This is a genomic window from Paenibacillus sp. 22594 (assembly GCF_052044425.1).
GTDB lineage: Bacteria > Bacillota > Bacilli > Paenibacillales > Paenibacillaceae > Paenibacillus_AQ.
In genome coordinates, this window is record NZ_JBQENA010000016.1 from 1 (window position 1) to 25,645 (window position 25,645).

18 protein-coding genes, 1 rRNA gene and 2 pseudogenes are annotated in these 25,645 nt (G+C 42.7%); 20 read left to right on the forward strand and 1 reads right to left on the reverse strand.

Features of this window, described 5'->3' with window-relative positions:
• The 16 genes and pseudogenes from rrf to pssA all read left to right on the forward strand — a co-directional run.
• Positions 1-76 (forward strand): 5S ribosomal RNA (rrf, locus tag ACTJKB_RS29145); the annotation flags it as partial.
• Positions 77-493: 417 nt separating this feature from the next.
• Positions 494-1,666, forward strand: a complete 1,173-nt coding sequence (locus ACTJKB_RS29150) for a GNAT family N-acetyltransferase (protein WP_440837791.1) — start codon at positions 494-496, stop codon at positions 1,664-1,666.
• Positions 1,667-2,097: 431 nt separating this feature from the next.
• Entirely contained in the window at positions 2,098-2,559 is a 462-nt protein-coding gene (locus tag ACTJKB_RS29155; RefSeq protein ID WP_440837792.1) for a CtsR family transcriptional regulator, read from the forward strand.
• Positions 2,560-2,588: 29 nt separating this feature from the next.
• Positions 2,589-3,113 carry a UvrB/UvrC motif-containing protein gene (locus ACTJKB_RS29160; protein WP_074113312.1) on the forward strand — a complete coding sequence of 175 codons (525 nt, stop codon included), beginning with the start codon at positions 2,589-2,591 and terminating at the stop codon, positions 3,111-3,113.
• Between the two features lie 28 nt (positions 3,114-3,141).
• Positions 3,142-4,206, forward strand: coding sequence for a protein arginine kinase (locus tag ACTJKB_RS29165; protein WP_074086501.1), 1,065 nt, complete (start codon positions 3,142-3,144; stop codon positions 4,204-4,206).
• A gap of 36 nt (positions 4,207-4,242) precedes the next feature.
• Positions 4,243-6,711: an ATP-dependent protease ATP-binding subunit ClpC gene (clpC, locus tag ACTJKB_RS29170; protein ID WP_440837793.1), complete on the forward strand. Its 2,469-nt coding sequence runs from the start codon at positions 4,243-4,245 to the stop codon at positions 6,709-6,711.
• Positions 6,712-6,939: 228 nt separating this feature from the next.
• Positions 6,940-7,701, forward strand: a pseudogene (locus tag ACTJKB_RS29175) (AAA family ATPase); the annotation flags it as partial.
• 713 nt (positions 7,702-8,414) lie between these two features.
• Entirely contained in the window at positions 8,415-9,746 is a 1,332-nt protein-coding gene (locus ACTJKB_RS29180) for a hypothetical protein (RefSeq protein ID WP_440837794.1), read from the forward strand.
• A 2-nt stretch (positions 9,747-9,748) separates the two neighbouring features.
• Positions 9,749-12,442: a helix-turn-helix domain-containing protein gene (locus tag ACTJKB_RS29185; protein ID WP_440837795.1), complete on the forward strand. Its 2,694-nt coding sequence runs from the start codon at positions 9,749-9,751 to the stop codon at positions 12,440-12,442.
• 5 nt (positions 12,443-12,447) lie between these two features.
• Positions 12,448-14,262, forward strand: a complete 1,815-nt coding sequence (locus tag ACTJKB_RS29190) for a hypothetical protein (protein WP_440837796.1) — start codon at positions 12,448-12,450, stop codon at positions 14,260-14,262.
• A gap of 11 nt (positions 14,263-14,273) precedes the next feature.
• Entirely contained in the window at positions 14,274-14,966 is a 693-nt protein-coding gene (locus tag ACTJKB_RS29195) for a hypothetical protein (protein WP_440837797.1), read from the forward strand.
• Between the two features lie 17 nt (positions 14,967-14,983).
• Positions 14,984-16,408 carry a DNA repair protein RadA gene (gene radA, locus ACTJKB_RS29200; protein WP_440837798.1) on the forward strand — a complete coding sequence of 475 codons (1,425 nt, stop codon included), beginning with the start codon at positions 14,984-14,986 and terminating at the stop codon, positions 16,406-16,408.
• Between the two features lie 145 nt (positions 16,409-16,553).
• Positions 16,554-17,444, forward strand: coding sequence for an NYN domain-containing protein (locus ACTJKB_RS29205; RefSeq protein ID WP_440837799.1), 891 nt, complete (start codon positions 16,554-16,556; stop codon positions 17,442-17,444).
• 725 nt (positions 17,445-18,169) lie between these two features.
• Positions 18,170-18,781, forward strand: a pseudogene (locus ACTJKB_RS29210) (magnesium chelatase domain-containing protein); the annotation flags it as partial.
• A 10-nt stretch (positions 18,782-18,791) separates the two neighbouring features.
• A complete protein-coding gene (gene disA, locus ACTJKB_RS29215) occupies positions 18,792-19,862 on the forward strand; it encodes a DNA integrity scanning diadenylate cyclase DisA (protein WP_440837800.1) in 1,071 nt (356 codons plus the stop codon).
• A gap of 65 nt (positions 19,863-19,927) precedes the next feature.
• The gene (pssA, locus tag ACTJKB_RS29220; RefSeq protein ID WP_074113308.1) at positions 19,928-20,665 is read left to right on the forward strand and encodes a CDP-diacylglycerol--serine O-phosphatidyltransferase; all 738 of its coding nucleotides are present in this window, start codon (positions 19,928-19,930) and stop codon (positions 20,663-20,665) included.
• Positions 20,666-20,816: 151 nt separating this feature from the next.
• Here the strand turns inward: pssA and ACTJKB_RS29225 are convergent, their stop codons facing one another.
• Complete coding sequence (locus ACTJKB_RS29225) at positions 20,817-21,212, reverse strand: DUF1573 domain-containing protein (RefSeq protein WP_074086506.1); 396 nt, start codon at positions 21,210-21,212, stop codon at positions 20,817-20,819.
• Positions 21,213-21,427: 215 nt separating this feature from the next.
• Between ACTJKB_RS29225 and ACTJKB_RS29230 the strand changes: the two genes are divergently transcribed.
• The 4 genes from ACTJKB_RS29230 to gltX all read left to right on the forward strand — a co-directional run bounded on the left by ACTJKB_RS29230 (position 21,428) and on the right by gltX (position 25,310).
• Positions 21,428-22,516, forward strand: coding sequence for a PIN/TRAM domain-containing protein (locus ACTJKB_RS29230; RefSeq protein WP_440837801.1), 1,089 nt, complete (start codon positions 21,428-21,430; stop codon positions 22,514-22,516).
• A gap of 96 nt (positions 22,517-22,612) precedes the next feature.
• Entirely contained in the window at positions 22,613-23,311 is a 699-nt protein-coding gene (gene ispD / locus ACTJKB_RS29235) for a 2-C-methyl-D-erythritol 4-phosphate cytidylyltransferase (protein WP_440837802.1), read from the forward strand.
• Positions 23,308-23,796 carry a 2-C-methyl-D-erythritol 2,4-cyclodiphosphate synthase gene (ispF, locus tag ACTJKB_RS29240; RefSeq protein WP_440837803.1) on the forward strand — a complete coding sequence of 163 codons (489 nt, stop codon included), beginning with the start codon at positions 23,308-23,310 and terminating at the stop codon, positions 23,794-23,796. The genes ispD and ispF overlap by 4 nt, the downstream gene beginning before the upstream one ends.
• Positions 23,797-23,846: 50 nt before the next feature.
• Entirely contained in the window at positions 23,847-25,310 is a 1,464-nt protein-coding gene (gene gltX, locus ACTJKB_RS29245) for a glutamate--tRNA ligase (RefSeq protein WP_440837804.1), read from the forward strand.
• Positions 25,311-25,645 lie beyond the last annotated feature (335 nt).

The window sequence follows — 25,645 nt, forward strand, 5'->3', positions numbered from 1 at the left end:
GAACACGACCGTTAAGCCCTCCAGCGCCGATGGTACTTGGACCGAAGGGTCCTGGGAGAGTAGGACGCCGCCAAGCAGACAAGACCACTGTTGAGTTATTAACAGTGGCTTTTTTGCGTTGTGCACGGTTGTGGAAAAGCTGTGGATAATTTTCAGTAAGTCCAGAAAACTTACACACATGTGGATACAATTGCAGAGAGCATTGTATCCATAATTTCTGATGCGCAAATACATAATTATGTGGATGAGTCAAGCGAAAAGCCTAATAATCCGCGGTTTTTGTGGATAAAAAGTGGATTATGTGGACAAGTATATGGAAATAGTGGATAACTAATTTGCGGGATAATTAATCCGAAAAAATATGAATTAGTTCAATTTTTTTTCTGTGGATAACTTTTAGTGGTGTTCTTTTTCTCGAGATGATTAGCAACAGAGCCTTTTGCTTGGTATACTCTCATAGAGTGCATTACTAACAATGATGAGGTGAGCGGAAGTGGAAATCAGGCAATTGAAATCCGAGGAGTTTGAAGCAAGTCTAAGCTTGTCCGAATATGCTTTTAAATATAAGGTTACGGGTGAAGAGCGGGCTGAAGAGAAGCTGAAATTTAAGCCGGAAAGAGTATGGGGGGTCTTCGAAAATGAAGTGCTTGGAGCACAATTGACATTGCTTCCGCTTCAGGTCTACATACAAGGCAGGGCCGTTCCTATGGGCGGAATAGGCGGGGTTTCTACATGGCCGGAAAACCGCAGACAGGGGCTTGTAGCCAAGCTTTTATCCCATACGCTGCAAACAATGAATGAGGCAGGTCAGACATTGTCCTTTTTGCATCCGTTTTTGATTCCTTTTTACCGAAAGTTCGGCTGGGAGATCTATTGTGAATATAAAAAATACTCTATACCAGTGGATAAGTTTCCAAGAAAAACTGAAATTCAGGGGACTGTAAAGCGTGATTCCGCAGGTCTTGATACATTGGAGGAACTCTACAGTAGATTTGCCGCTGAATATAACGGAACTCTGCAGCGTGATGCGGACTGGTGGAAGCGGAGTGTATTGGATGAACAGATACACCACTGTGTTTTTTACTCGAAACTTCGTGAGCCAGAAGGATATGTGCTGTATAAAATAATCAATAATGAACTGATCATTGATGAATTCATTTACTTGAACGAAGTGGCGCGTCAGGGCTTGTGGACATTTCTTGCCAACCACGATTCAATGATAACTGGAGCTTCTCTCAAGCAAGTACCTTCTGATGATATTCTCCCGTATTTGCTTCCGGACCCGCGCATTCCACAGGAAAATTATCCATACTTTATGGGGCGGATTGTGAATGCACAAAGGTTTGTGGAGAACTTCACCTTCCGACCCGTTACTAGCCTTGAGAGTAAAACTCTGTATATTGAGGATGAACATGCTCCTTGGAACAATGGATTGTGGATATGGACTGTATCCGAGGATGGGGCAGCAACGTTAAGCTGCGTGGAAGGGGAAAAAGCCTCTGCTGATCTGAGTTGCACCATTGGTACGCTTACTGTTCTGCTGCTAGGGTACAAACGGCCAGTGGAACTGGCCAGATACGGGCAGTTAAAAGCATACCCAGCGGAATTGGAATGGCTGGAAAAGGTCATACCGCAGGCGAAAACGGCATTGTTTGATTTTTTCTAATCCTGTAATTTAAGACTCTTCCGTCTTCATAATGAAGCTGGGGGAGTTTTTTGCCAAATGAAAGTTCAGTGGGAATCAATATGCAAAAACCTTGCAATGGTCAGAATACAATCACCCTAAAACGTAAAAAATAAAAGCAACCACTTGGAATTCAGTGAGAATGTGTTATAATATGAAAAAAGTCAAAGAAAGTCAAAGTCAACGCAGCTCGAATTCAATTTATTGAAGGAAGTAGAGACAATGGTGGCAGGCTCTTCATTAATGGCTTTTTTAGTATATCTCCGGAATGATACTGTATTGCACTCTGAGTGCTGAGGTATGAATGTAGTTTCGATTCGGGCCTCTGCTCATGGGTTAAGTTCTATAGAGATCATTGCCGGACGGAAGCACAGTCAGTTGCACTATAAGCTTTGAACACTGGAGGATGAGTGATGCGTAATATCTCTGATATTATCGAACAATATCTGAAGAATATTTTGCATGAAAGTCCCGAAGGTACGGTGGAAATTCAGCGCAATGACCTGGCGGACCAGTTCTCATGCGTTCCGTCTCAGATCAACTATGTCATTAGTACACGCTTTACTTTGGAAAAGGGCTATGTAGTTGAGAGCAAACGTGGCGGTGGTGGTTACATCCGGATTCAGCGTTTTGAGCTGCCCCAGAATGTCGCACTATACGCACATCTCAATTCTACAATCGGAAAAGATATCGATCAAAATTGCGCCGAAGGGCTGATTTATCAGCTGGAGGAAGCCCGGTTTCTAACCAAGCGTGAAGCGTGCCTATTGCGCGCTGCTGTTTCCCGGGAATGCCTGACGGTTAATCTGCCGTACCGGGATGAGATTCGTGCCAAGCTAATGAAGGCTATGCTAATCTCTTTATTGGGCAAATAATGGTCAAATCTTAAGGAGGGACACCGCTTATGCTTTGCCAGGAATGCGGGGTCAAACCGGCGACACTCCATTTCACGAAGATTGTGAATGGAGAGAAGACGGAGTTTCATATTTGCGAAAGCTGTGCGCGGGAGAAAGGGGAGCTCATTCCTGGAACAGCGGGAGGATTCTCTATTCACAGTTTGCTGTCTGGTCTTCTGGATCTGGAAGGAGCAGGCAAGGAAAAAAACGCAGCCTCCCAGACCGCTCAGAGCCTTCAATGTGAGAATTGCGGAATGACTTACTCCCAGTTCAGCAAGCTTGGGCGTTTTGGCTGCAGCTCCTGTTATAAATATTTTGACAGTACGCTGGACCCGCTCTTCAGACGGGTTCATGGCAGCACCGCTCATGTGGGTAAGCTGCCGAAACGTGCCGGAGCAAAGATCATGTGTAAACGCCAGATTGATGAACTGAAGCAGGAACTGCAACATAGTATCGCACAGGAAGAGTTTGAAACCGCAGCTGAGCTGAGGGATCAAATCCGCCAGCTTGAAAAAGAAATGCCACAAGAGTAAAGTCTTTGATATAAAGGGGGGATACGACATGTCAAGTCTCCGGTTTACCGAACAAGCCCTTAGTGACTGGATGCGCTGCGGTGGCAGCCATTCCGAGATCGTCATCAGCAGCCGGATGCGGATCGCCCGCAACCTGGAGCATCTACCCTTCCCTTTGCTGGCTTCGGCAGAGCAGTCGGAAGAGGTGCTGGACCAGCTCGCTCCTGTTTTCCAAGGAGAAGCAGCTGCGGATTTCGGCAACTTTCAACTCTTGAAACTGGATGAGCTGGATGAGCTGGACAAAAAGGTGCTTGTGGAAAAGCATCTCATTAGCCCTAACCTCGCTAACGAGTCGCGGGGTGGCGCAGTCATCCTTAATGAGGACGAGTCGGTCAGTATTATGATCAACGAAGAAGACCATTTGCGCATTCAGTGTCTGTTCCCCGGTTTGCAGGTCAGAGAGGCTTGGGTAAGGGCGACAGCCATTGATGATATTTTTGAAGGCTCGGTCAATTACGCCTTTGATGATCGAAGAGGGTATTTGACCAGTTGTCCTACGAATGTGGGCACAGGGCTTCGCGCTTCGGTCATGGTCCACTTGCCCGCACTTGTAATGACCCACCAAATCAACCGGATTTTATCCGCTGTGAATCAAGTAGGGCTCACGGTAAGAGGGATTTATGGTGAAGGCAGCGAAGCAGTAGGAAATATCTTTCAAATCTCCAACCAGATCACGCTTGGCCAGACAGAGAGTGAAATTATCGAGAATCTCCATGGCGTAGTTACCCAGATTATTGAGCATGAACGCAACGCGCGGGAACGTCTGTTGGTAGATTCCGCTTTGCGGATTACAGACAGAATCAAACGCTCTTACGGGATTTTGTCCTACGCGGCGGTGATGGAGCTAAAGGAGTCTGCACAACGGCTCTCCGATCTAAGGCTTGGAGTTGATCTTGGTATTTTGGAAGGACCATCGATTTCAGTCCTCAACGAGCTGAATGTAAAGACACAGCCGGGTTTTCTGCAAAAAATGTTCGGCGACGAGCTTACAGCCACCGAACTCGATATGTACCGGGCGAAGCTGCTCCGGGAGACACTGGGATCACAACATTAATTATAGATACTTATTATCCGTGGAGGTGCAGGGGATATGATGTTTGGAAGATTTACGGAACGCGCACAAAAGGTGCTTGCGCTGGCGCAGGAAGAAGCCGTTCGTTTGGGACACAACAACATTGGGACAGAACATATTTTGCTCGGACTGATTCGTGAAGGAGACGGCATTGCCGCTAAGGCTTTGATCGGTTTGGGTCTGGGTCTTGAGAAAATTCAGGACGAAGTGGAAACACTGATCGGCCGGGGACAAGAACAGCCTACAAACATTGCTTATACTCCTCGTGCCAAAAAGGTTATCGAGCTGTCGATGGATGAAGCTCGTAAACTGGGCCACACTTATGTGGGAACAGAACATATCCTGCTCGGACTGATCCGCGAAGGCGAAGGCGTAGCCGCCCGTGTCCTCAATAACCTTGGAATCAGCCTTAATAAGGCTCGTCAGCAGGTTCTGCAGCTTCTGGGCAGCAGTGAAGCTACTTCGAGCCACAGCGGCGCTCCAGCCAATGTCAGCACGCCCACGTTGGATGGCCTGGCCCGCGACCTGACCGCGTATGCCAAAGATGGCAATCTGGATCCTGTCATTGGCCGCAGCAAGGAAATTGAGCGCGTTATTCAAGTGCTTAGCCGCCGCACCAAAAATAATCCGGTCCTGATCGGTGAACCTGGGGTAGGTAAAACAGCGATTGCCGAAGGATTGGCGCAAAAAATCATCAACAATGAAATTCCGGAAACTCTGCGTGACAAGCGCGTAATGACTCTGGATATGGGTTCAGTAGTTGCCGGTACGAAATACCGCGGTGAGTTCGAAGACCGCCTCAAAAAAATTATGGATGAGATTCGTCAAGCAGGTAACATTGTACTCTTTATCGATGAGCTGCATACCCTGATTGGTGCTGGTGGTGCGGAAGGTGCGATCGATGCTTCCAACATCCTGAAGCCTGCTCTAGCCCGTGGAGAACTGCAGTGCATTGGTGCCACCACACTGGACGAATACCGCAAATATATCGAGAAAGACGCAGCTCTTGAGCGCCGGTTCCAGCCTATTACAGTGGACCAGCCTTCTCCGGAAGAAGCTGTCCAAATTCTATACGGTCTTCGTGACCGCTATGAGGCCCATCACCGGGTGAAGATCACAGATGAAGCTATCGTGGAAGCTGTGAAGCTGTCAGACCGTTATATTCCAGACCGTTTCCTGCCGGATAAGGCGATTGACTTGATTGATGAAGCAGGCTCCAAGGTAAGACTCAACTCCTACACAATCCCGCCAAATCTCAAGGAACTTGAAATGCGTCTGGATGATATCCGCAAGGAGAAGGATTCTGCTGTACAGAGCCAAGAGTTCGAAAAGGCAGCTGCACTGCGTGATACCGAGCAAAAAATCCGTGAGGAATTGGATACCACCAAGAACCAGTGGAAAGAAAAACAAGGCCGGACTGATTCTCAGGTTACACCAGAGGATATTGCACAGGTGGTAGCCAGCTGGACAGGGATACCTGTCAGCAAGCTCAAGGAAGAAGAGACTGACCGTCTGCTTAACATGGAAGCTCTGCTCCATGAACGTGTCATTGGTCAGGATGAAGCCGTGAAGGCAGTCAGCCGGGCACTCCGCCGGGCGCGTGCAGGCCTCAAAGATCCAAAACGTCCAATGGGTTCGTTTATCTTCCTGGGACCAACAGGGGTTGGTAAAACCGAGCTGGCGCGTGCACTTGCTGAAGCCATGTTCGGTGACGAGAATGCGGTAATCCGTATCGATATGTCAGAGTATATGGAGAAGCATTCCACTTCCCGTTTGGTCGGAGCGCCTCCAGGGTATGTGGGCTACGAAGAAGGCGGGCAATTGACCGAGAAGGTTCGCCGCAAACCATATTCTGTTGTGCTTTTGGACGAAATCGAAAAAGCTCATCCGGAAGTATTCAACATTCTGCTGCAGGTGCTGGAAGACGGCCGTCTGACCGATTCCAAAGGCCGTGTCGTCGACTTCCGCAACACTCTGATCATTCTCACCTCCAATGTCGGAGCGCAGGCGATCAAGAAGAACTCTACACTTGGCTTCACAGCTGTACAGGATGCCGGAGCGGATTACAGCAACATGAAGGGTAAAGTCATGGAAGAGCTGAAGAAGAGCTTCCGCCCTGAGTTCCTGAACCGTATTGACGAAATCATCGTCTTCCACTCCCTGGATGAAAAACACATTGCCGAAATTGTTACGCTTATGTCCGAGGAATTGCGCAAACGGCTGCGTGAGTATGATGTGGACTTTGTGCTCACAGATGGAGCTAAAGCATTCCTGGCCAAAGAGGGATATGATCCAGCCTTCGGTGCGCGTCCGCTGCGCCGGGCGATTCAGAAGCACATCGAAGACCGTCTCTCCGAGGAACTGCTGAAGGGCAACATCCAAAAAGGGGATTCCCTTAACATTGATGAAGTTAATGGTGAACTTGTAGTAACAAAAGTGGAAATTCCGATTGCTGTTACACAGGAAAATGAGGTTGGAACAGAATAACCTTTACTTGGTTGAAACAAAGCTTCCGCTTCTCCGTATGGAGAAGTGGGGGCTTTTTTGCGTAAAGGTACCTCGATGTTTAATTAAGCAATCATTCAGGCAGGTTAATGAGGGTGGGATCCAAAAGTAGATCTTAAGTGACCTTCCGTTCAGTGTGCAGAAATGGTAAACTTTGAGTAAGAGAAAATTATCCGCAATTTTAGCAAGTTCGGACGGATAGGAGCGCACATGGCAAAACCAAAAACCAAATTTTTTTGCACCGAATGCGGCTACGAATCGCCAAAATGGTTCGGTAAATGTCCCGGCTGCCAGGCATGGAACTCCATGGTGGAAGAGACCGAAATCGTAGTCAAAACACAAGGCATGAATGCACCGATTTTTCAGAGTAAAGAAAAGGCGCAATCGATCATAAATATAGAAAGTGACAAAGAGCCGCGTATCCTGACAGGCATTGGAGAGCTTAACCGAGTGCTGGGGGGAGGGATTGTTCCCGGCTCACTGGTACTGGTAGGAGGAGATCCCGGGATTGGTAAATCGACGCTCCTGCTGCAGACCTCGCATGCGCTGACAACCCAGGGATTACGGGTGCTGTACATTTCAGGTGAAGAATCGGTCCGGCAAACAAAGCTTCGTGCGGATCGCCTTGGGGCGCTTTCGGCAGAGCTTTATGTGCTGTGTGAGACTAATATGGAGAGCATTGAAGAAGCGATTGAGCAGATTCAGCCCCAGTTCCTAGTCATTGACTCTATTCAGACTGTATTTATGCCGGAGGTAACAAGCGCACCCGGCAGTGTGACACAGGTTCGGGAATGTACGACAAGATTCATGCGGATCGCCAAAATTCGCGGAATTGCTACGGTCCTTGTAGGACATGTAACGAAAGAAGGGGCAATTGCAGGGCCACGCATGCTGGAGCATATGGTCGATTGTGTCCTCTATTTTGAAGGGGAGCGGCATCATACGTACCGTTTGCTGCGTGCGGTCAGTAACCCAATACTATTAAACTATTGAATAGACGATTCTATGATTCATAAATATACCCTTATGTGTTTGACGCATAGGGCTTTTTGTCATATAATCCAATCGTCTAACATTATTCTTATTATTCGACAATTAGACGTTATAGGTTAATGTTTTTTGATATAAATGTCGATATATATTAGACGAATGAGGAACAGTAGAAGGTAGTTAATGGTGGGGATAACCCCAACGTAGCCTTGTACATAGAAAGCGTAGAAGCGTTAGGGAAATATATCATTAAACGAATGAGGAACAGGGTGAGGGCAGTTAATGGTGGGGATAACCCCAACGTAGCCTTGTACATAGAAAGCGTAGAAGCGTTAGGGAAATATCATTAGACGAATGAGGAGCAGTGTGAGGGCAGTTAAGGGTAGGGATAACCCCAACGTAGCCTTGTACATAGAAAGCGTAGAAGCGTTAGGAAATATCATTAGACCGAATGAGGAACAGTGTGAGGGCAGCTAAGGATAAGGACAGCCCCTAATATATTCTTTGTGATAGAAAAGCGTGAAGCTGTAGAGAGACATCATAAGACGAATGAGAAGCAGTAGGAAGTCGGTTAAGGGAGAAGGATATTCCCTGACGTAATCTCTGTCATAAAAATCGTGGATAGTGGTAGAGAGACACTAATGGAGGGGTTAGAAGGAAAGAGTGAATATAAGATTAGAAGTGAGGAATAGCCAATGCATTTAGTGAAAAATGATAAACAACATAAAAAAACAAGTAGTGGTGAAGTATTAACCTTAATTGAGAATACGGAAATGATAAAGAATCAAAATATAAGATTCTCATACGAACCCTTAACAATCATTGAGTATGGAGGAACGTTAAGATACTTTATGTTCATTGTCTTAAGAAATGAAACAATTAAGACAATGAAAGTTACAGGATATAGCACCTATTTTTTTAGCACACTGCAATCCACAAAATTACAGACATTAGAGTTCCACGCCAAAATAATCGTTCGCTTTTTGAATTATTTGTTTTTTGACAATCATAACAAGTTTAAAATGAATGATATAACTGACTTGCAAATCGAACACGGAAACAAATTTATTAGAGATTATGCCCAGGGGAATATTGGGAAAAAATTCAAAACGGAAGAATCTGTACAAAAAGTTGAAAGAGTCTTAACGCGATTTTATAAATTTATCTATGACCAATTGAAAGAGAAAATGAAATATATAACATACCATAATTTTTACATAAAGACTGTCAAGAAGAAGAACGCTTATCGTAAAGATAAAAGCAAAGAAATAGTAGAATCTCTTTTCTCATATTCGTCACCTTCTTATATCCCACCTCAAAAAATTAAACATATGCCTTCCTATGTGTTTCAGACAATGCTGGAGATATGTGATATTCATTACCCTCATATAAAACTTGCACTATGTTTGCAGGCGTTTGGGGGATTAAGAGCAGGAGAAGTATGTAATGTATCCAGATTTAATACGAGTCTTCAAATGCACAGTAAAGATTTAGCTTGGTTTTCAGTGGATTTAAGGGAAAAGGTTCAAATGCGAACTGACGGAAAAGATGTTGGAGGAATTAAAAAAGCAAGAATACAACCAATACATCCTGTATTCCTTGGACTATTCGAACAATTATGGAATCAGCATATGCAACTAATAAAAGGTATAGATAACCCTTTCGGAGCAATATTTATGAATCGTGAAAATGAAGCAATGACTGTAGGCACTTATGAAGATTATTACTTCAATGAGATACGGAAGCTAACACTTGAAAAAATTAGTAAAAAAGGCGACTTTCGAAGTGTTAGTGAGGCTAATATTTTAATGTCCGGTTCCTTTAATACACATATTCTTCGTCATTTTTTTACACAGTTTCTTGCTGAACTTGAAAGTACAAAAAGCCCTATTGAAGTCGCATATTGGCGTGGGGATTCTTCTCTTGATTCAGCTATAACCTACTACTCTCAACACCCCGTTATAGACGAAAAAATTAAACATATTCAACGGTCAGTATTCAAAGAATTAAGGTTTGGAGGAGAATGAAAATGAGTGAAATGATAAGTGAGTTTTATACATCAGAGGAGGCTAGTGAGATACTGGATGTATCTGTTCCACACCTCTTGACTTGTTCAAGAACTAATAGGTTGAAATCCCAGAAAGAAGCACAAAAAGTTCTTTTCTATAAACAAGAGATAGACGACCTGAAAATATTATTGAGTGAAACATTTAGCTATAAAGAGCTTGTGAATATTATTCAGAAGGAAACCAAAAATCACTTTCTAAGTCAAACAACAGTAAAATCATATGCTTTGAATAACAACTTCAAATTTATACCTAATCCTTTAAATGGAAAAGACTTTCGATTTTATAAGAAAGATATCCATAACTTTCTTTCTCTTTTTCTTGTAAATTATAAACCTAAAAATTCCTTATATGAAGTTATATCAACATTTGTAGGAGAATACAAAAATGAATTTACTGTAATAGAATCCAGTCGTGGGTATCATAACTACCAATATATTAAGGAATACTGCCAAGCTAATGCGCTCATGCCTTTGGATTCGAGCGAACGTGTTTTGAACTACATAAGAATGGTATGTAAAGAGCAAAACATATCTTATTATTGCAATAGTCTGAAAAACGACATTTACATTGCAAAGAACGAGTTTTCTAAATTTGAGGAGTATCATAGCTTTCTACGTTCGATTAATTTGGAATCGTATTATACGAATGAAGAAATAAAGGAAATGTTCCAACTTGTGAATACAGATAGAATTGCAAAGTATGCTAATGCTTTTAAGTTTAAAAACAAGCTTTATTTTGAGAAGAGTAAAGTAGATGAGGTTAAGAGCCTGAAAGATAATACCATTGAACGGACAAAAGCAGTGGAGATATTGGGTATTGATGTAAGTAGCGTGACAGTTCATATGAGGAAATTAGGAATTGAATATGCGGAAAATCCACTTAGCACAACTATTATTATATGGAAAAATGATTTTAAAATATTAGAAGAACATATACTCCACCTTAGAGCTATTGAAAATGCTCCAACTAAGTTCGAAAAATTTAAAATTGAAACGAAGAATATTATCCCTAAAGTTGATATTCCTGTAACGCTTGAAGCTTTTGATAATTTCATTTTGGAAAGGTTTAAGAGTAATAAAACTAAGTACGTTTATACAAATCTTGTAAATGTTTATAAAACAATCATTCCAATTATGGACAAAGAAATTACAAAATATTCCGTTAATGAGGTTGAGTTACTCGTTAATACTATTTGGCAAGTTGTTGCAAAAGAGGAATTCTCCTTCTTTATCGAATATTGTCAAAAACATTATCTAATGAAATTTAAAGATTCCTTGAAATTTAAACCAAAAGAATTGAATGAGACAATGGCTTATACGCAAGAACAATGGATTCTATTTGCCATACTGCTCTTTACAGAGCCGGAAAAACTTATAGAGAAGGCAATTGAAAAAAGACTCCACGCTATGACGTGGCTATATTGCGCTTTGCATTATGTTTGTGGTTGGAGGGCTTCTGATATGTATACGATTCCTTCGCCTAGTCTGAAACTCGTCTTGGATTTAAACGAAGAAGAAGTTATTGAACATATCAAGACGGGGGCATTCACTTTCGAAATGGCACAAGAGATTGTAAATAATGTAATGTTTCAAATCAATGCCTTCCACAAAAAACCGAATAAAACCAAAAAGAAGAATATCCAACGCTTGAAGTTTGTTATAGACGATACTTATGTCTTCATTATTGGAATGTTAATTGCTTTATGTGAGGCTCACCGCCTTCAGAATAATAGGAATAACAAGAGTGAAAGTATTGTTACAGAAATTTCTTCAAAAAGGCAACATCACCTTGATTTTTTTGGACAAGCATATATTGATATATTCAATGAAGATACGTTTCAAAACAATAGTGCTGTAAAGACATTCTTTAACTTTACGCAAACCGTTAGTTCAGAGGAAAATTGGGGGCAAGCATACGACATAGCAGCCATTTTAAGAGGACACATTGTTAATAAGAAAAGCGGAATTCCAATGACGACACAAGTTTATTATCAGCACTATGGTAAAAAAAACAATGACATCAATAGAATTACAACTGCTCTAACAGAACGTGGGGGCTTTTCCTTTATGTCACACCTACTATTAAAAACTATGCAAGAAGATAATGAAGAAACGCCATATGCTTTACAAGAATGGGAAGAGCAAACCAAAGCGATTTTAGATATAGGGTCCTTAAAACCATATCAAATTGAAATGATGTCAAAGGGAATCGCAGATTACAAAGGGCGAGTTACCAAAGTATTCAGAGATTTAATGGTGAGCCATAAAGGTGAAGTGAAGGAGATTTTGAAAAAAGTATCTTTGGGTGAAACCCCTTCAAAAATGGAACATTCCCAGTGCCTATTCAAGTCTGTATATAGGAGTTCGTGTGCGTATCCTAGGCGAGAGAACTGCATAGGTTGTGAATTTGCAATGAATGAAATGTATTTTTTGATTGAATTTAATAAACGTCTCCAGAGCCTATTAAACGATATCAGAAATGCGGAATATTCTTTCGATAAAGAACGTTATACCTATAGTCTTTTCTATCACTATATGCCCATTTTACAAGAAGCAACTCATTTCTTTGGACGCGATAGAGTAAATACTTTCGTGAAAATATCAAAAAAAGATATCTTGAATTTAAAAGACAATTTAGCGATAGGTAAGGGGTGAATGTTATGCTTATTGAGCGGAAGTTAAAGGATTCAAATGTTTCTATTTTAGAGTATAAAGACTTTTATTCTATAGATATAGAGGAATTAAAAGGGTTGTTCGATGGATTTAAGCAAAATAATATAATTCAAGCAAACACTTATGAAGACGATACTTGGCAACTCTTCAATGGAAAAATTAAAAGAAATACGCACTTTACATTGGACGAAGTAAAATTTAATCGCATAAAAACAATAGAGATGTTCTCATACCGAGATATCATAAACGGGTTAAAGGGATTCGCTTTATATCGGTTAAAAGAATCTCCTGTTGAGACTGTATCTTCTGATATTTCTTACTTGAAAAAAGTCATTAATGAAATAAACTTTTTTCAACCAGGTGCTAGAAAAATCCTATCTACTAAGAAGCTTTCTACTGACCGTAATTACTATTCTCGAAGTTATATACTAATACTCTTTTTAGAATTCTTCCCTATTCCAGACCCGGAAGGATTAATAGAATTACTTCACTATCAATCAGAAATCTTATCTTCTTACCGAACCGAACGTGAAGGACTTAATCAGCGTGATATTGGAATGTTTGAGAGTGTTTTTGAATTTGGGTACATTATGGATTTGTTTTGGGAAAATTGTACGCCAGAAGAGCGTGAGGAGTTCTATCCTATTCGAATATGGTGGGAAGTTACAACAACCATTCCTTTACGTGTTACAGAGCTTGTATTAACCCCATACGGCTGTTTAAAGCAAGAGGGGGAGGCATTCTACCTTACGGTCCGCAGAACAAGGCTAAAGGGCTACGCAGCAATGCCCGTCACCCACAAAATTGAAGAGGACTATTATATGCAGGATATCCAAATCAGCGAGAAGCTATATCGCCTTCTGGAAGAATATAGAGATATTGTTGATAAATATGATTTTGAACCTAACTATTTTTCTCAAGACTATACACATACAGGGCGCAGAAGTTTTTTATTCTCCCAAAGAGCCTACTTTAAAAATCTCCAATTTAAGGGAACAACTAAAACTTCGGGCATTATGGAGTTTTTGAATGTAGGCAATTTAAGTTACTTACTTGATAGATTCTTTGAAAAAATCATATGTGGAAGGTTTAATTACCAAATAATTAAGAAAGAGAAAAAGAAAATGAGTGGAGAAAAAAGCAAGAAACTTGAACTTCTTCCCTTTCAAATTCAAACTATAAATCTTATGGATACCCGTCATTATGCCTTTATCAATATGGCTTTAAGCGAAGTTGAACCAATTCCAATGATGAAAATAGCTGGACATTCAAGCATTAGGAGTAGCTACCACTATTTTAACCACGTAAGTAAGTTTGTTCAATGTTACACCTATAGTATGGCAAAAAGGATTGCTCGTCAGAATAAAGCAAATGAAGCCAAGACGGACTCTATTCGAAACAACAACGTAGAGAGCAAACCCTTTAAAATAAATTATTCGAATTTAAAAGAATTAGCTTTTCAAAAAGTATTTGACCCAGACTTTGATTTAAGTAGAAGCAAAGATATTAAGGGTGGAAAGTGTTCTTCAAAACAAAGTTTGTTCGAGGATTGTAATAAAGTTGGCAACGATTGCGATGTATGCGACTTCTTCCACCCTATACAAACTAAAGCTCAAAATGAGATAGAGCAACATTTACGTGAGAATGAAAAAGTAATCAATTCAGAAGTGATAGCATTAAAGGATATGATACTTCAATCCGAAAAGATAAAGAATTTACCAGAGGTATATGGTGTGAAAATTAACAAAATAAAAATGATAGCAAATCAGAATGCAACAATGCTAAGTAAATATTTTTTGTAGGTGGTGGCAATATGTCAAGAGAAAAGAAATTCGATAAGGAAGTGTTGTTGGATATTATTCAGCAATTCTTCCAAGCTAATAAGAATACAGGAATTAAAATGAATTTCAGTACCCTTGCAAGTTATGCCCGTGACGAACTTCATCACATTGGGATTGAATATTATCATTTTTCCAGAAACAAAGAAGTGAGCAGCAAGGTCAAAGAATTCAATTCAATCCTTAATGAGCAAATTGTAGATGGTCCTATAGATAACAGCTTTTTCGCAACTTTGAATATAAGTGACTTCTTAAAGAGTCACGGTAATAATCCTTTAAGACTAAAAATGTATCTTCAAAACATTCAAGATATGCAAAAACAACTTTATGATAGGACTCTTGAAGCTGAATTAAAAGCAAGGGAAATGGAAAAAACGCTTATTAATGTAAATGTGCAAAATGAGAAGTACAAGGTAAAGGTAAAGGAACTTACAAAAGAAAATAACAGATTAAAAGAAGACGTAAAAGCATATAAAGCAGCGCTTCAAATAAAGGAAGAAAATCAATTAATATATGCACTTAATACAACTGAACTCTATACAGTCGAAAGCGAGCAGTTAGATAAGCTTAACGAACCTGATAAAATGAACATTAAAACACTGAATCGTGATAATGGAGCTAATATAGATAGCCTGATAGAGCAATTTAATGATTTGTATGAAGAATAAAGGAAAGAGGATATTAAATGAAAAAGAAATTAATATATAGATGTAGTAATTGCGGTCACGAACACCCTAAATGGAATGGAGCTTGTACTAACTGCCGAGAGTGGAATACTCTTATAGAAGAAGAACCAGAAACTGTTAGCGCCCAAAAGACAATCACAACTAAGAAGAATGTATCTGTTAAACGGCTTACCGATACTGTGTCACAAAACAGTGATAGAATAATTACAAAATACAATGAATTTAATCGAGTAATGGGTGGAGGAATCGTTAAAGATTCTTTAACAATCATTACTGCAGTCCCGGGTGCTGGAAAATCAACACTCCTAATGCAAATCAGTGATGATGTTGCTAAACAAGGACTTAATGTACTTTACGCCTCAGGAGAGGAAAGTGATTCACAAATAAGGAGAAGAGCCGAACGGATTTTGCCAAGCATAGACGATAAACTATGGGTGGTAAGCGACAACAGCTTAAACAATGTTTTAGGGAGTATCGAGCAAATAGACCCCGATTTAATTATTATTGATAGTATCCAGACATTTGTTTTAGAGGAGTATCCATCAAGACCTGGCTCACCAACCCAAACAATGGAGTGTGCCACAGCCTTATTGAAAGTTGCGAAAAATGGTAAAAAGCCACGTGCAGTGATAATGGTCGGGCAAATGACCAAAGATAATGAATTGGCTGGGTTGAGAGCACTGGAACATTTGGTTGATACTGTTCTCGTCCTTGAGGGAGAAGAAGGGGAAGAATTGAAGCAATTATTTTCGTCCAAAAATCGCTTTGGTGGCACAGGTGAGCTAGGGTTCTTTATAATGGAAGAAACAGGTCTGATTCCTGTTGATAACCCATCCGAATTTTTTATGACACAGCGAGAAGATAACGACATTGTAAGTGGAAGTGCATTAACAGTAGTTAAAGAAGGCACAAGGGCAATTATATTAGAAATTGAAAGCCTCGTTTCACAAACGTTTATGCCGTATCCTAGCCGAATTGCAGAATGTATAAAGAAGGACCACGTAAATACATTAATAAGCATTTTGGAACAAAGAGCAGGAATGCTCCTTCACGATAAGAATGTAGTCGTAAAAACTACTGGTGGAATCAGGCTAAAAGAACAAGCATCGAACTTAGCTGCAATTATGAGCATCGTGTCTTCCTTCAAAAATATGGGTATTGCTAATGATACTGTATTTATTGCAGATATAGGTTTAACAGGCGAACTAAAGAAAGTACCTACGTTAGAAATGCGTATCAGAGAAGTTGAAAGAATGGGGTTTAAAAGGGTGTATGTTGCTCATAACGCTTTAAAGACAACTACATCATTTTCGACTATAAAAGTTATTCCATGTAAAACATTGAGTCAAGTTATACATTCCGTTTTTGGCTCTGCTACTGCTAAAAAAGAAAAACAGACAGCTCCTTGGGATAATGAAGAATAAAAACGAACTAGAAGCAGATTGACTTTTTCGTTCGTTCTTCTTTTTTGGCTGTGGCAATTGTGGTCATATAATTAGATGTTGGAAAAAGCAGGAATAGACCTCTATTTGTCGAATCTTATTAGCAAATAGAGGGAGGTAGCATTCAATGTATCGAGACAGACGCCATTTTATTACACCAGTTCAAGAGCAACAGAATGTTTTGGTTTATATTGATTATGAGAATATCCATAACATTTTAGGAAAGTATCAAACCAATACGCAGGAGAAGGACTTCTTTAAAGTAATAAAAAAGTATTGCGACAAAAACAACTTGCGTATTTTAGATATATTTGTGTATTGTAACTTTGATTTAAATGATTTGCATGAGTCATACCACCAAACTTGGTTATTACAAAATAATGTGGAAATAAAGCATACCTCTAATAGAGGTAAGAATTTTGCCGATTTGCAAATCACTGTTGATATTATGGAGCAACTTTATGATAATAAATTCATTGATGGCTTTGTGATAATTTCAAGTGATAAGGATATGGTTCCACTTATTAAAGCAGTACGAAGAAAGAATAAGGAAGCTCATTTGATTACGACAGTTAAGGATTTCGATTATGGTGTTTCAGTTTTCCCAACATCCCACACATTCTTAGAACATCTTCTTGATATTAGGGACAATGGAAAACAAATTGATTACGTTGAAGAATCTACGGCAGATAAAATATACAATATGTTACACACCTTTATTGCAAAGCAAACTACACCTTCAAATGTTGCATTTGAAACGTTCTACTTGGAACAATTTTTAAAAAGGCTACAGTTGTTAAAATCAGTACTCTTATCTGAATTAAGAAAGTTAGAGCAGGACGGACGCATTTGTTTTTATAAATACACTCATTCAACTCATGCTGGAATTGCAAAAACATATATTGGAATTAGTACAACTGCTCAGTTGCCGAATCTTTCGAGGCATTTTGGGGTAACATATGCACCAGAAACTGAATACATTAAAGAGTCAAGAATTCGAGATTGTTACAAGGCATAATCTAATAAAAAAAATGGACTAAGTGACAGTTGCACAAAAATCAAATTCGGTATATAATAATCACATAATTGATTTGCCGATAATTAGATTGCTCAATAACTGCTTTTTTTATAATGGATTTTTCCATAACGGTAGTCCTCAATAATGGATATGCAAAAGACCCTGAAAAAGTGGGTCTTTTTTGCATTTTAGATATTCCTTCCGAGTTTTCTTAACCCGGCTAGAGCCTGATAGCGTGGTATCATACTGGCATTAAAAACGTCTCCGTATTTATTGTGGATATAGGATTAATACAGATAAGTGAAAAAGTTCTTTCATTATAGACCTTTATTAGAGAGCTTGAACGAATAGGATATAAATAAGTCTATATTGCACAAAATGTATTAAAGGCAACAACTACATTAAAATCAATAAAGGCAGTCCAATGTAAGACGTTGAGCCAAGTCATTTCGTTTTGGTTCAACCTCCTCGAAATGGGGAAGCTAATATTAACACGCAAAATAATCGCTTTATTTTCTAATAAATGGGAAATGAATGTCGGTATGATATGTGACTTTGAGGCATAAATTTGATGTTGGGAAGCCACTTGGAAAATGTTATAATATTTAAGTATGGATATGTATCAATCTGTACGAATCGTCTATTCAATACTTTAATAATATTGGGATACTGCAATCGTCTAATTAACATAGTTTAGCAAAAATCGGCACTTCGGGTTATCGGAAAAGAACCGGTTTGGATCCACTAATGAGATCGGGATTTTTGAAATGGGAGAAATCGGGCTTACTGAAGTGGAGAATCCTTCTGAACTTTTCTTGTCGGAACGTCCGCTCGGAGTCGCTGGCTCGGCGGTTGTAGCCAGTATGGAGGGGACCCGGCCTGTGCTCGTTGAGCTTCAGGCGCTCGTAGCAGCTACCCACTTCCCTTCACCACGGCGGATGTGCACGGGTATGGACCATCAACGGATGGCTCTGATCATTGCAGTGCTGGAGAAGCGGATGGGGATGTTTTTGCAGAACCAGGATGCTTACTTGAATGTGGCTGGTGGGGTAAAGTTGGATGAGCCGGCTATTGATTTGGCAGTTGCCATTAGTATCGCCTCCAGCTTCCGGGATATTTCAACTAAACCTTATGATGTTTTTTTTGGTGAAGTTGGACTTACAGGAGAAGTAAGAGGGGTCTCACGTGCGGAAACGCGTGTGAAAGAGGCAGCCAAGCTTGGGTTCCGGAGAGTCATTATGCCCGAGAAAAGCATGAAAGGCTGGAAGCATCCGCAGGATATCCAGATTATTGGCGTCAGCACCGTAGCAGATGCACTAGCGGTCGCGTTAGATTAGGGGGCACAGAATGACAAAGGAATTAGAGAATATGAATGATCTGCTCAGAATGGCGGCACCGGGAACACCTTTCCGGGAAGGTCTGGAAAATGTGCTACGGGCAAAGACAGGAGCGCTCATTGTTGTTGGATATAGCCCTGAAGTGATGGAAGTTGTAGATGGTGGCTTTTCTATCAACTGTGATTTTTCACCCAATTACTTGTATGAGCTGGCCAAAATGGACGGTGCGATTATTTTAAGTGAGGATTTGAAACGGATTCTGTACGCAAATACGCAACTGATTCCGGATTCATCCATCTCCTCTATCGAGACAGGTATCCGGCACCGTACAGCAGAGCGTGTTGCGAAGCAAACTGGCAAGCTGGTGGTTTCCATTTCCCAACGCCGCAATATTATCACACTGTATCAAGGCTCTATCCGGTATGCGCTCAAAGAAATCGGGTCAATCTTGGCCAAGGCCAATCAGGCGATCCAAACTCTGGAGAAGTACAGAGCAGTGCTAACACAGAGTTTGACCAATCTGTCGGCTTCCGAGTATGAAGGGATTGTCACTGTCGCAGAGGTGGTTGGTGTTATCCAACGTGTGGAAATGGTGCTTCGGATCAAGATGGAAATCAAACGCTATATCAACGAGCTCGGCAATGAAGGACGCCTGATCAGCATGCAAATGGAAGAACTGGTTGGAAATACAGAGGAAGAAGCGTGGCTTCTGTACAGAGACTATGCAAGAGAGGAACAGGAGGACAAAATCCGCGAAATCATCGCCGGACTCAAGCGAACCAGCGACGATGATCTGATGGACGACAACCATATTGCACGATTGCTGGGATATTCGTCTACGGCAATTGCTTCGGAGGAAGTGGTAACGCCGCGTGGCTACCGCTTGCTGAACAAAATCCCAAGACTGCCTAATGTGATCATACACAATCTGGTGGAAAGGTTTGAAATGCTGCCTAACCTGATGACGGCGAGCATTGCAGAATTAGATGAGGTGGACGGTATCGGCGAAGTGCGTGCACGTAATATTCAGGACGGACTCAAGCGGCTGCAGAAGCAAGTTCTTATTGACAGGCAAATGTAAATAACATACAATCACGTAATATTGGAGACGTTGTTGCTCAATAGTTAGAAAATAGAGGTGAAGAAATGATACAAAAATCAATTCCGAGTTTGTTTACCATCGGTAACTTAATGCTTGGAATGTTTGGTATCATGATGGCGTTTGACGGTAAACTGAGCATGGCCGCTATCATGGTGATTATCGCTATGCTGTTAGACGGGCTGGATGGTCGTGTTGCACGGGCGCTGAAATGCGAAAGTGAATTTGGCAAGGAGCTGGACTCATTATCCGATGTCGTTTCCTTTGGAGTTGCGCCGGCACTGATCATGTACATTACTAGCCTGCAGGATTTGAATTCTGCATTAGGCTGGACCGTAACGGCGATTTTCCCGGTATTCGGTGCGCTACGTTTGGCCCGTTTTAATGTCCGTCCGGGTATCCCTGGATATTTTGTAGGGTTGCCGATTCCGGCTGCGGGCGGGGTGCTGGCTACATTAGCGCTTTTTCATAAAGATGTATCGGCCCCATTTATGATTGTAGCTACGCTGCTGTTGTCTTATCTTATGGTCAGCACGGTTAAATATCCGAATTTCAAAAAAGTGGGCCTGCCCAAAAAAGCGGTTGTAGGCGCCCCTGTTGTGATTGTTATAGCTGTTGCGGTTGCCGTGATTTTTCCCGAGCAAATCGCCAAGCTGATCTTTGTACTTCTTGCATTGTATGCACTGTATGGTTTTAAGCAAAATATCGACCGGCTGACGGCTCGCCGCCGCCACCGTCGCAGACGCCGTACAGAAGATAAAATATATCACTCCAAGAATGGATAATAAGTAGCTGCGGGACTAACATGCTCAAGAGAACTATAGGATTCTAATAAATATATATGTAAAGAAAAAAGAGGCTTTGCCATTCCCTGGAATCAGTGGATGGCGAAGCCTTTTTGCCGATCTGTCGGATGGAAAGAGCGCTTCAGGCCATTCAGGAGAAGTTGAATAATCCCAGAGTAGCACATTTCTGTGACTCCTTTTCTACAACCTCGTCCATATTAATGTTAAGCAAATTGCAGAGAGCAGACATGTAGAACAGCTCACGGCCCAGCTCCGACGCAACCACCTCACGGCAGTTCTCGCACAGTTCGCCTTCAAGATGGGTTCCTGCAAGCTCCTTAGCTTGTTCAAGCCCTAAACCAGGCTCGAATATCTGTTTCTTGGCGTGCAGCTGAATACAGCCGCATTCGGTAATGGCTTTGACGACTGCACGATTGACGGAAGCGCTGCTCTGCCCGTTCTTGGACATTACATCCAGAAGACTACGGTGACGGAGCAGCAGTTCGGAGACTTGATCCTGGAAGGCCTGTAAACTTGGTGCGCTCATTTTCCATTCACCCCTGGGTTCGTAATTGAGTTCATTATATGTCAGTCCTTCCCCTGTTTTCAACCAGTATTAGAAGTTTCCGGTTGCCTTTGCAGCAACGATAATGTTCAGTGTCAGAAAAAATAACGCTCCTCCGGATTACCGTCCTAAAAATTGGAACATACTGGTGATGTATAGATCATTTTAGGATGAATAATAAGGAGGTGCCTGAGGTAATGTGGAAAAAATTGATTTTGATGCTTGCAGCACTTTGCGGAGCCTGGTCAGGTTATACGCTATACCATGCGGCAGAAAGAGGATTCCCGGAGGGAATGGGAAAACTGGGTGATAGCTTGCCTGTGCAGGGAAGCATTTTGTTTGCGGTGCTGGGAGCCATTATTTTTTTGTTTGCGGGGACTTTATGCGCGGAATGGGGAGGTTCTAAACTGCGGGAGGCGGTATTGTATTGTTCGCGCATCCCCATGAATGAATTGGCTGCAGGCGCTGCTGGGCTTACGGGAGGCCTTCTCTTGTCCCTGCTGCTATATCCTGCCATGGTTTGGCTTGGAAAGGCAGGAGAGCTGCTGCAGGTCGCTGCTACGCTTACGTTTGGGTACATGGGGCTCCGGATCGGGCTGGAAAAGAAAGAAGAGCTGGCTTCTTTATGGACAACCGGGCGCTGGGGACAGGCTCCAGAACCGGAAGGGCGCGGCTTGGAAGAGCATAAGATTCTGGATACAAGCGTCATAATAGACGGACGGATCGCCGATATCTGCAAGACGGGTTTCATTGAGGGAACCATCGTAATTCCGGAATTCGTACTGGAGGAGCTGCAGCATATCGCCGATTCATCGGATCTGCTGAAACGCAACCGCGGGCGTCGCGGACTGGATATCCTCAACAAAATCCAAAAAGAGCTGGATGTGAAGGTGCTGATTTACGAAGGTGATTTTGAAGAGATCTCCGAAGTGGACAGCAAACTGGTTAAGCTGGCTAAAGTGCTGCGGGGCAAGGTAGTAACCAATGACTTTAACCTTAACAAGGTGTGTGAACTGCAAGGAGTGTCGGTTCTCAATATCAATGATCTGGCCAATGCGGTGAAACCGGTGGTGCTGCCAGGTGAAGAGATCATTGTCCAGGTTATTAAAGATGGGAAGGAGCATGGGCAAGGGGTTGCCTATCTTGATGACGGAACTATGATTGTGGTCGAAGGCGGCCGCGAATACATCGGTACAACTATGGAGGTTCTGGTAACCAGTGTGCTCCAGACTTCGGCGGGACGCATGATATTTGCCAAGCCGAAGCTGATGGAAAAAGCGCAATAAACGGTTTCAAAGCAGTGAAAGCTTCTCCAATGGGTTGGAAATAGCCGCCAAACACGTTATGATGGGGGTATACGTGAAGGGCAGGAGAAGGGCAGAATGTCAAACAGTGTAGGCGCCGTGATTGTCGCGGCGGGCAGAGGAACAAGAATGGGGACTGTAGAGAGCAAGCAATATTTGCTGCTGCAGGGGAAACCGATTATCGTTCATACCCTGGAGGTGTTTCAACGGCATCCGCTCATCTCTGAAATCGTACTGGTTACGGGCCAAGAGGATGTGGATCGCTGCCGGGCGTGGATAAAGGCCTACAAGCTCGACAAAGTGTCGTCTGTAGTAACTGGAGGATCCGAACGTCAGCATTCTGTTCATCTAGGTCTGAGAAAACTGGGGACCACCTGGGTAATGGTTCATGACGGTGTCCGTCCATTTGTGCAGGAGCAAGAAATTACTGCCTGTTACGAGCATGCCAAAGAGATCGGTGCCTCAGTGCTTGCTGTACCGGTAAAAGATACGATCAAGCAGGTGGACAGAGATGGCAAAGTGTTATCCACACCCGATCGGCGAAGTCTGTGGGCGATTCAGACCCCGCAGACTTTTCGTCTGTCCGAACTGATTATGGCGTATGAGTCGGCAGAGCGGGACGGATTTCTCGGCACCGATGATTCGAGTCTCGCGGAGCGCAGCAGTATTCCGGTTGCTGTCGTGGAGGGAAGTTACGCAAACATTAAGATCACTACACCGGAGGATCTGGATTTCGCTGAATTTACACAAAGAAACAGGGGAGAGGTACAAACATGATTGCTGTAGGACAAGGTTTTGATGTACATCAGCTGGTGAAAGGCAGGCCGTGCATTATTGGCGGTGTCACTATTCCTTATGAAAAAGGACTGCTTGGGCACTCTGACGCCGATGTGCTGCTGCATGCAGTTAGCGACGCTATTCTGGGAGCCTTGGGACTTGGCGATATCGGCAGACATTTTCCCGATACGGACCCGGCCTTTAAGGATGCTGATAGTCTGAAACTGCTGGAGCATGTATGGGCGCTTGCCCGTGAACGCGGTTATAAGCTAGGGAATATTGATTCTACAATTATTGCCCAAAAGCCTAAGATGGCACCTTATATTCCGCAAATGACTGAGGTTATCGCTAAGGCACTGGGAGCCGAGACATCGAAGGTGAATGTCAAAGCAACCACTACCGAACAGCTTGGCTTTACCGGACGTGGAGAAGGGATAGCAGCACAATCTATTGTCTGTCTGCTCCAAGATGTGATATCATCTTGAGATGGCTGTTTGCAGCCTAATTTTAACCATTATGAAGCGGAGGGAATGACATGACGGGTCAAGTCCGGGTGCGTTACGCACCAAGCCCTACGGGACATTTACATATCGGAAATGCCAGAACGGCGTTATTCAATTATTTGTTCGCCCGTAATCTGGGCGGCAAATTCATTATCCGGATCGAAGATACGGACGTAAAGCGTAATATTGCTGAAGGGGAAGAAAGCCAGCTCAAATATTTGAAATGGCTGGGAATGGATTGGGATGAGAGTGTCGATATCGGTGGTGAATACGGGCCATATCGCCAGACAGAACGTTTGGATCTGTACCGCATATACTGGCAGGACCTGCTGGACCGTGGTCTTGCATACCGCTGTTACTGCACAGAAGAAGAGCTGGAAGCGGAACGTGAAGAACAGACCGCTAGAGGTGAGACTCCACGTTATTCCGGCAAACACCGGAATTTGACTGTAGAGCAGCGCCAGGCCTATGAAGCAGAAGGACGTATAGCAAGTATCCGCTTCCGTGTGCCTGAAGACCGCACTTATACCTTTGATGATATCGTTAAGGGCAGCATTTCTTTTAATACCAAGGAAATGGGCGACTTTGTCATTGTGAAGAAGGATGGAATACCAACCTATAACTTCGCTGTGGCTGTGGATGATCATCTGATGGAAATCACTCATGTATTACGCGGGGAAGACCATATCTCGAATACACCGCGCCAATTGATGATTTATGAAGCCCTGGACTGGGAAGCGCCGCTGTTTGGACACATGACCCTGATTGTCGGTGATGACCACAAGAAGCTGAGCAAACGCAACGAATCCATTATTCAGTTCATTGAGCAGTACGATCAGCTGGGCTATTTGCCTGAGGCACTGTTCAACTTTATCGCAATGCTGGGCTGGTCACCGGAGGGCGAAGAGGAGATTTTCAGCAAAGATGAGCTGATCTCCATCTTCACGGCAAACCGTCTATCCAAGAGTCCGGCCGTATTCGATACCAACAAACTGTCGCATTTGAATAACCACTACATCAAGCACGCGGATCCAAAGCGTATCGCGGCTCTGGCTATTCCACATTTGCAAAAAGCCGGAAGATTGCCGGAAACGCTTGGTGAGGAACAGCAGGCCTGGGCGGAAAGTCTGGTTGCTCTGTATCAGGAGCAGATGACTTCTGCATCGAACATCGTGGAGCTGTCCGAGCTGTTTTTCCGCAGTCATGTGGAGCTTGAAACAGAAGCTGCCCAGATTCTGGCCGAAAGCCAGGTACCTGAAGTCCTGTCCGCTTTCCTGAATAAGGTGGAAGCTACTGACGACTTTACTGCCAGCAACATGGCCGTCCTGATTAAAGAAGTACAGAAAGAGACGGGACATAAAGGCAAGGCGCTGTTTATGCCGATCCGTGTCGCTTTAACCGGACAAACACATGGACGTGATTTGAATATGACGATAGTTCTGCTGGGCCGTAGCCGGGTCATCGAACGTCTGAAATCGCAGATCAAAGGGGCTTAAAAGGAAGTAACCGGAAGATGAACCCCTTGTCAGTCCGTTGTCTTTTAGCTAAGATAGAAGTATATGATAATAGCTGGGATCAGGAAAAGTATGCGTACAAGGACAATTACCAGAGAGAATAACCGCTAAGGGATTTTCCCTTTGCAGGCTGGGAGTTATTCATTTGTCTGCCGCTGAATATGCGCCTGTGAGCTGCTCGGTTGAGCGTTCCTGCAATGGGATGTTAGACCGCGCCGGGAACGTTGCCGTTACAGACGCCAAGAGGGACAATAGCACTTACTGGCTGTGAAATGTGAATCCGGTGAATCATGCGAAGTCCAAGCAGAGTGGGACCA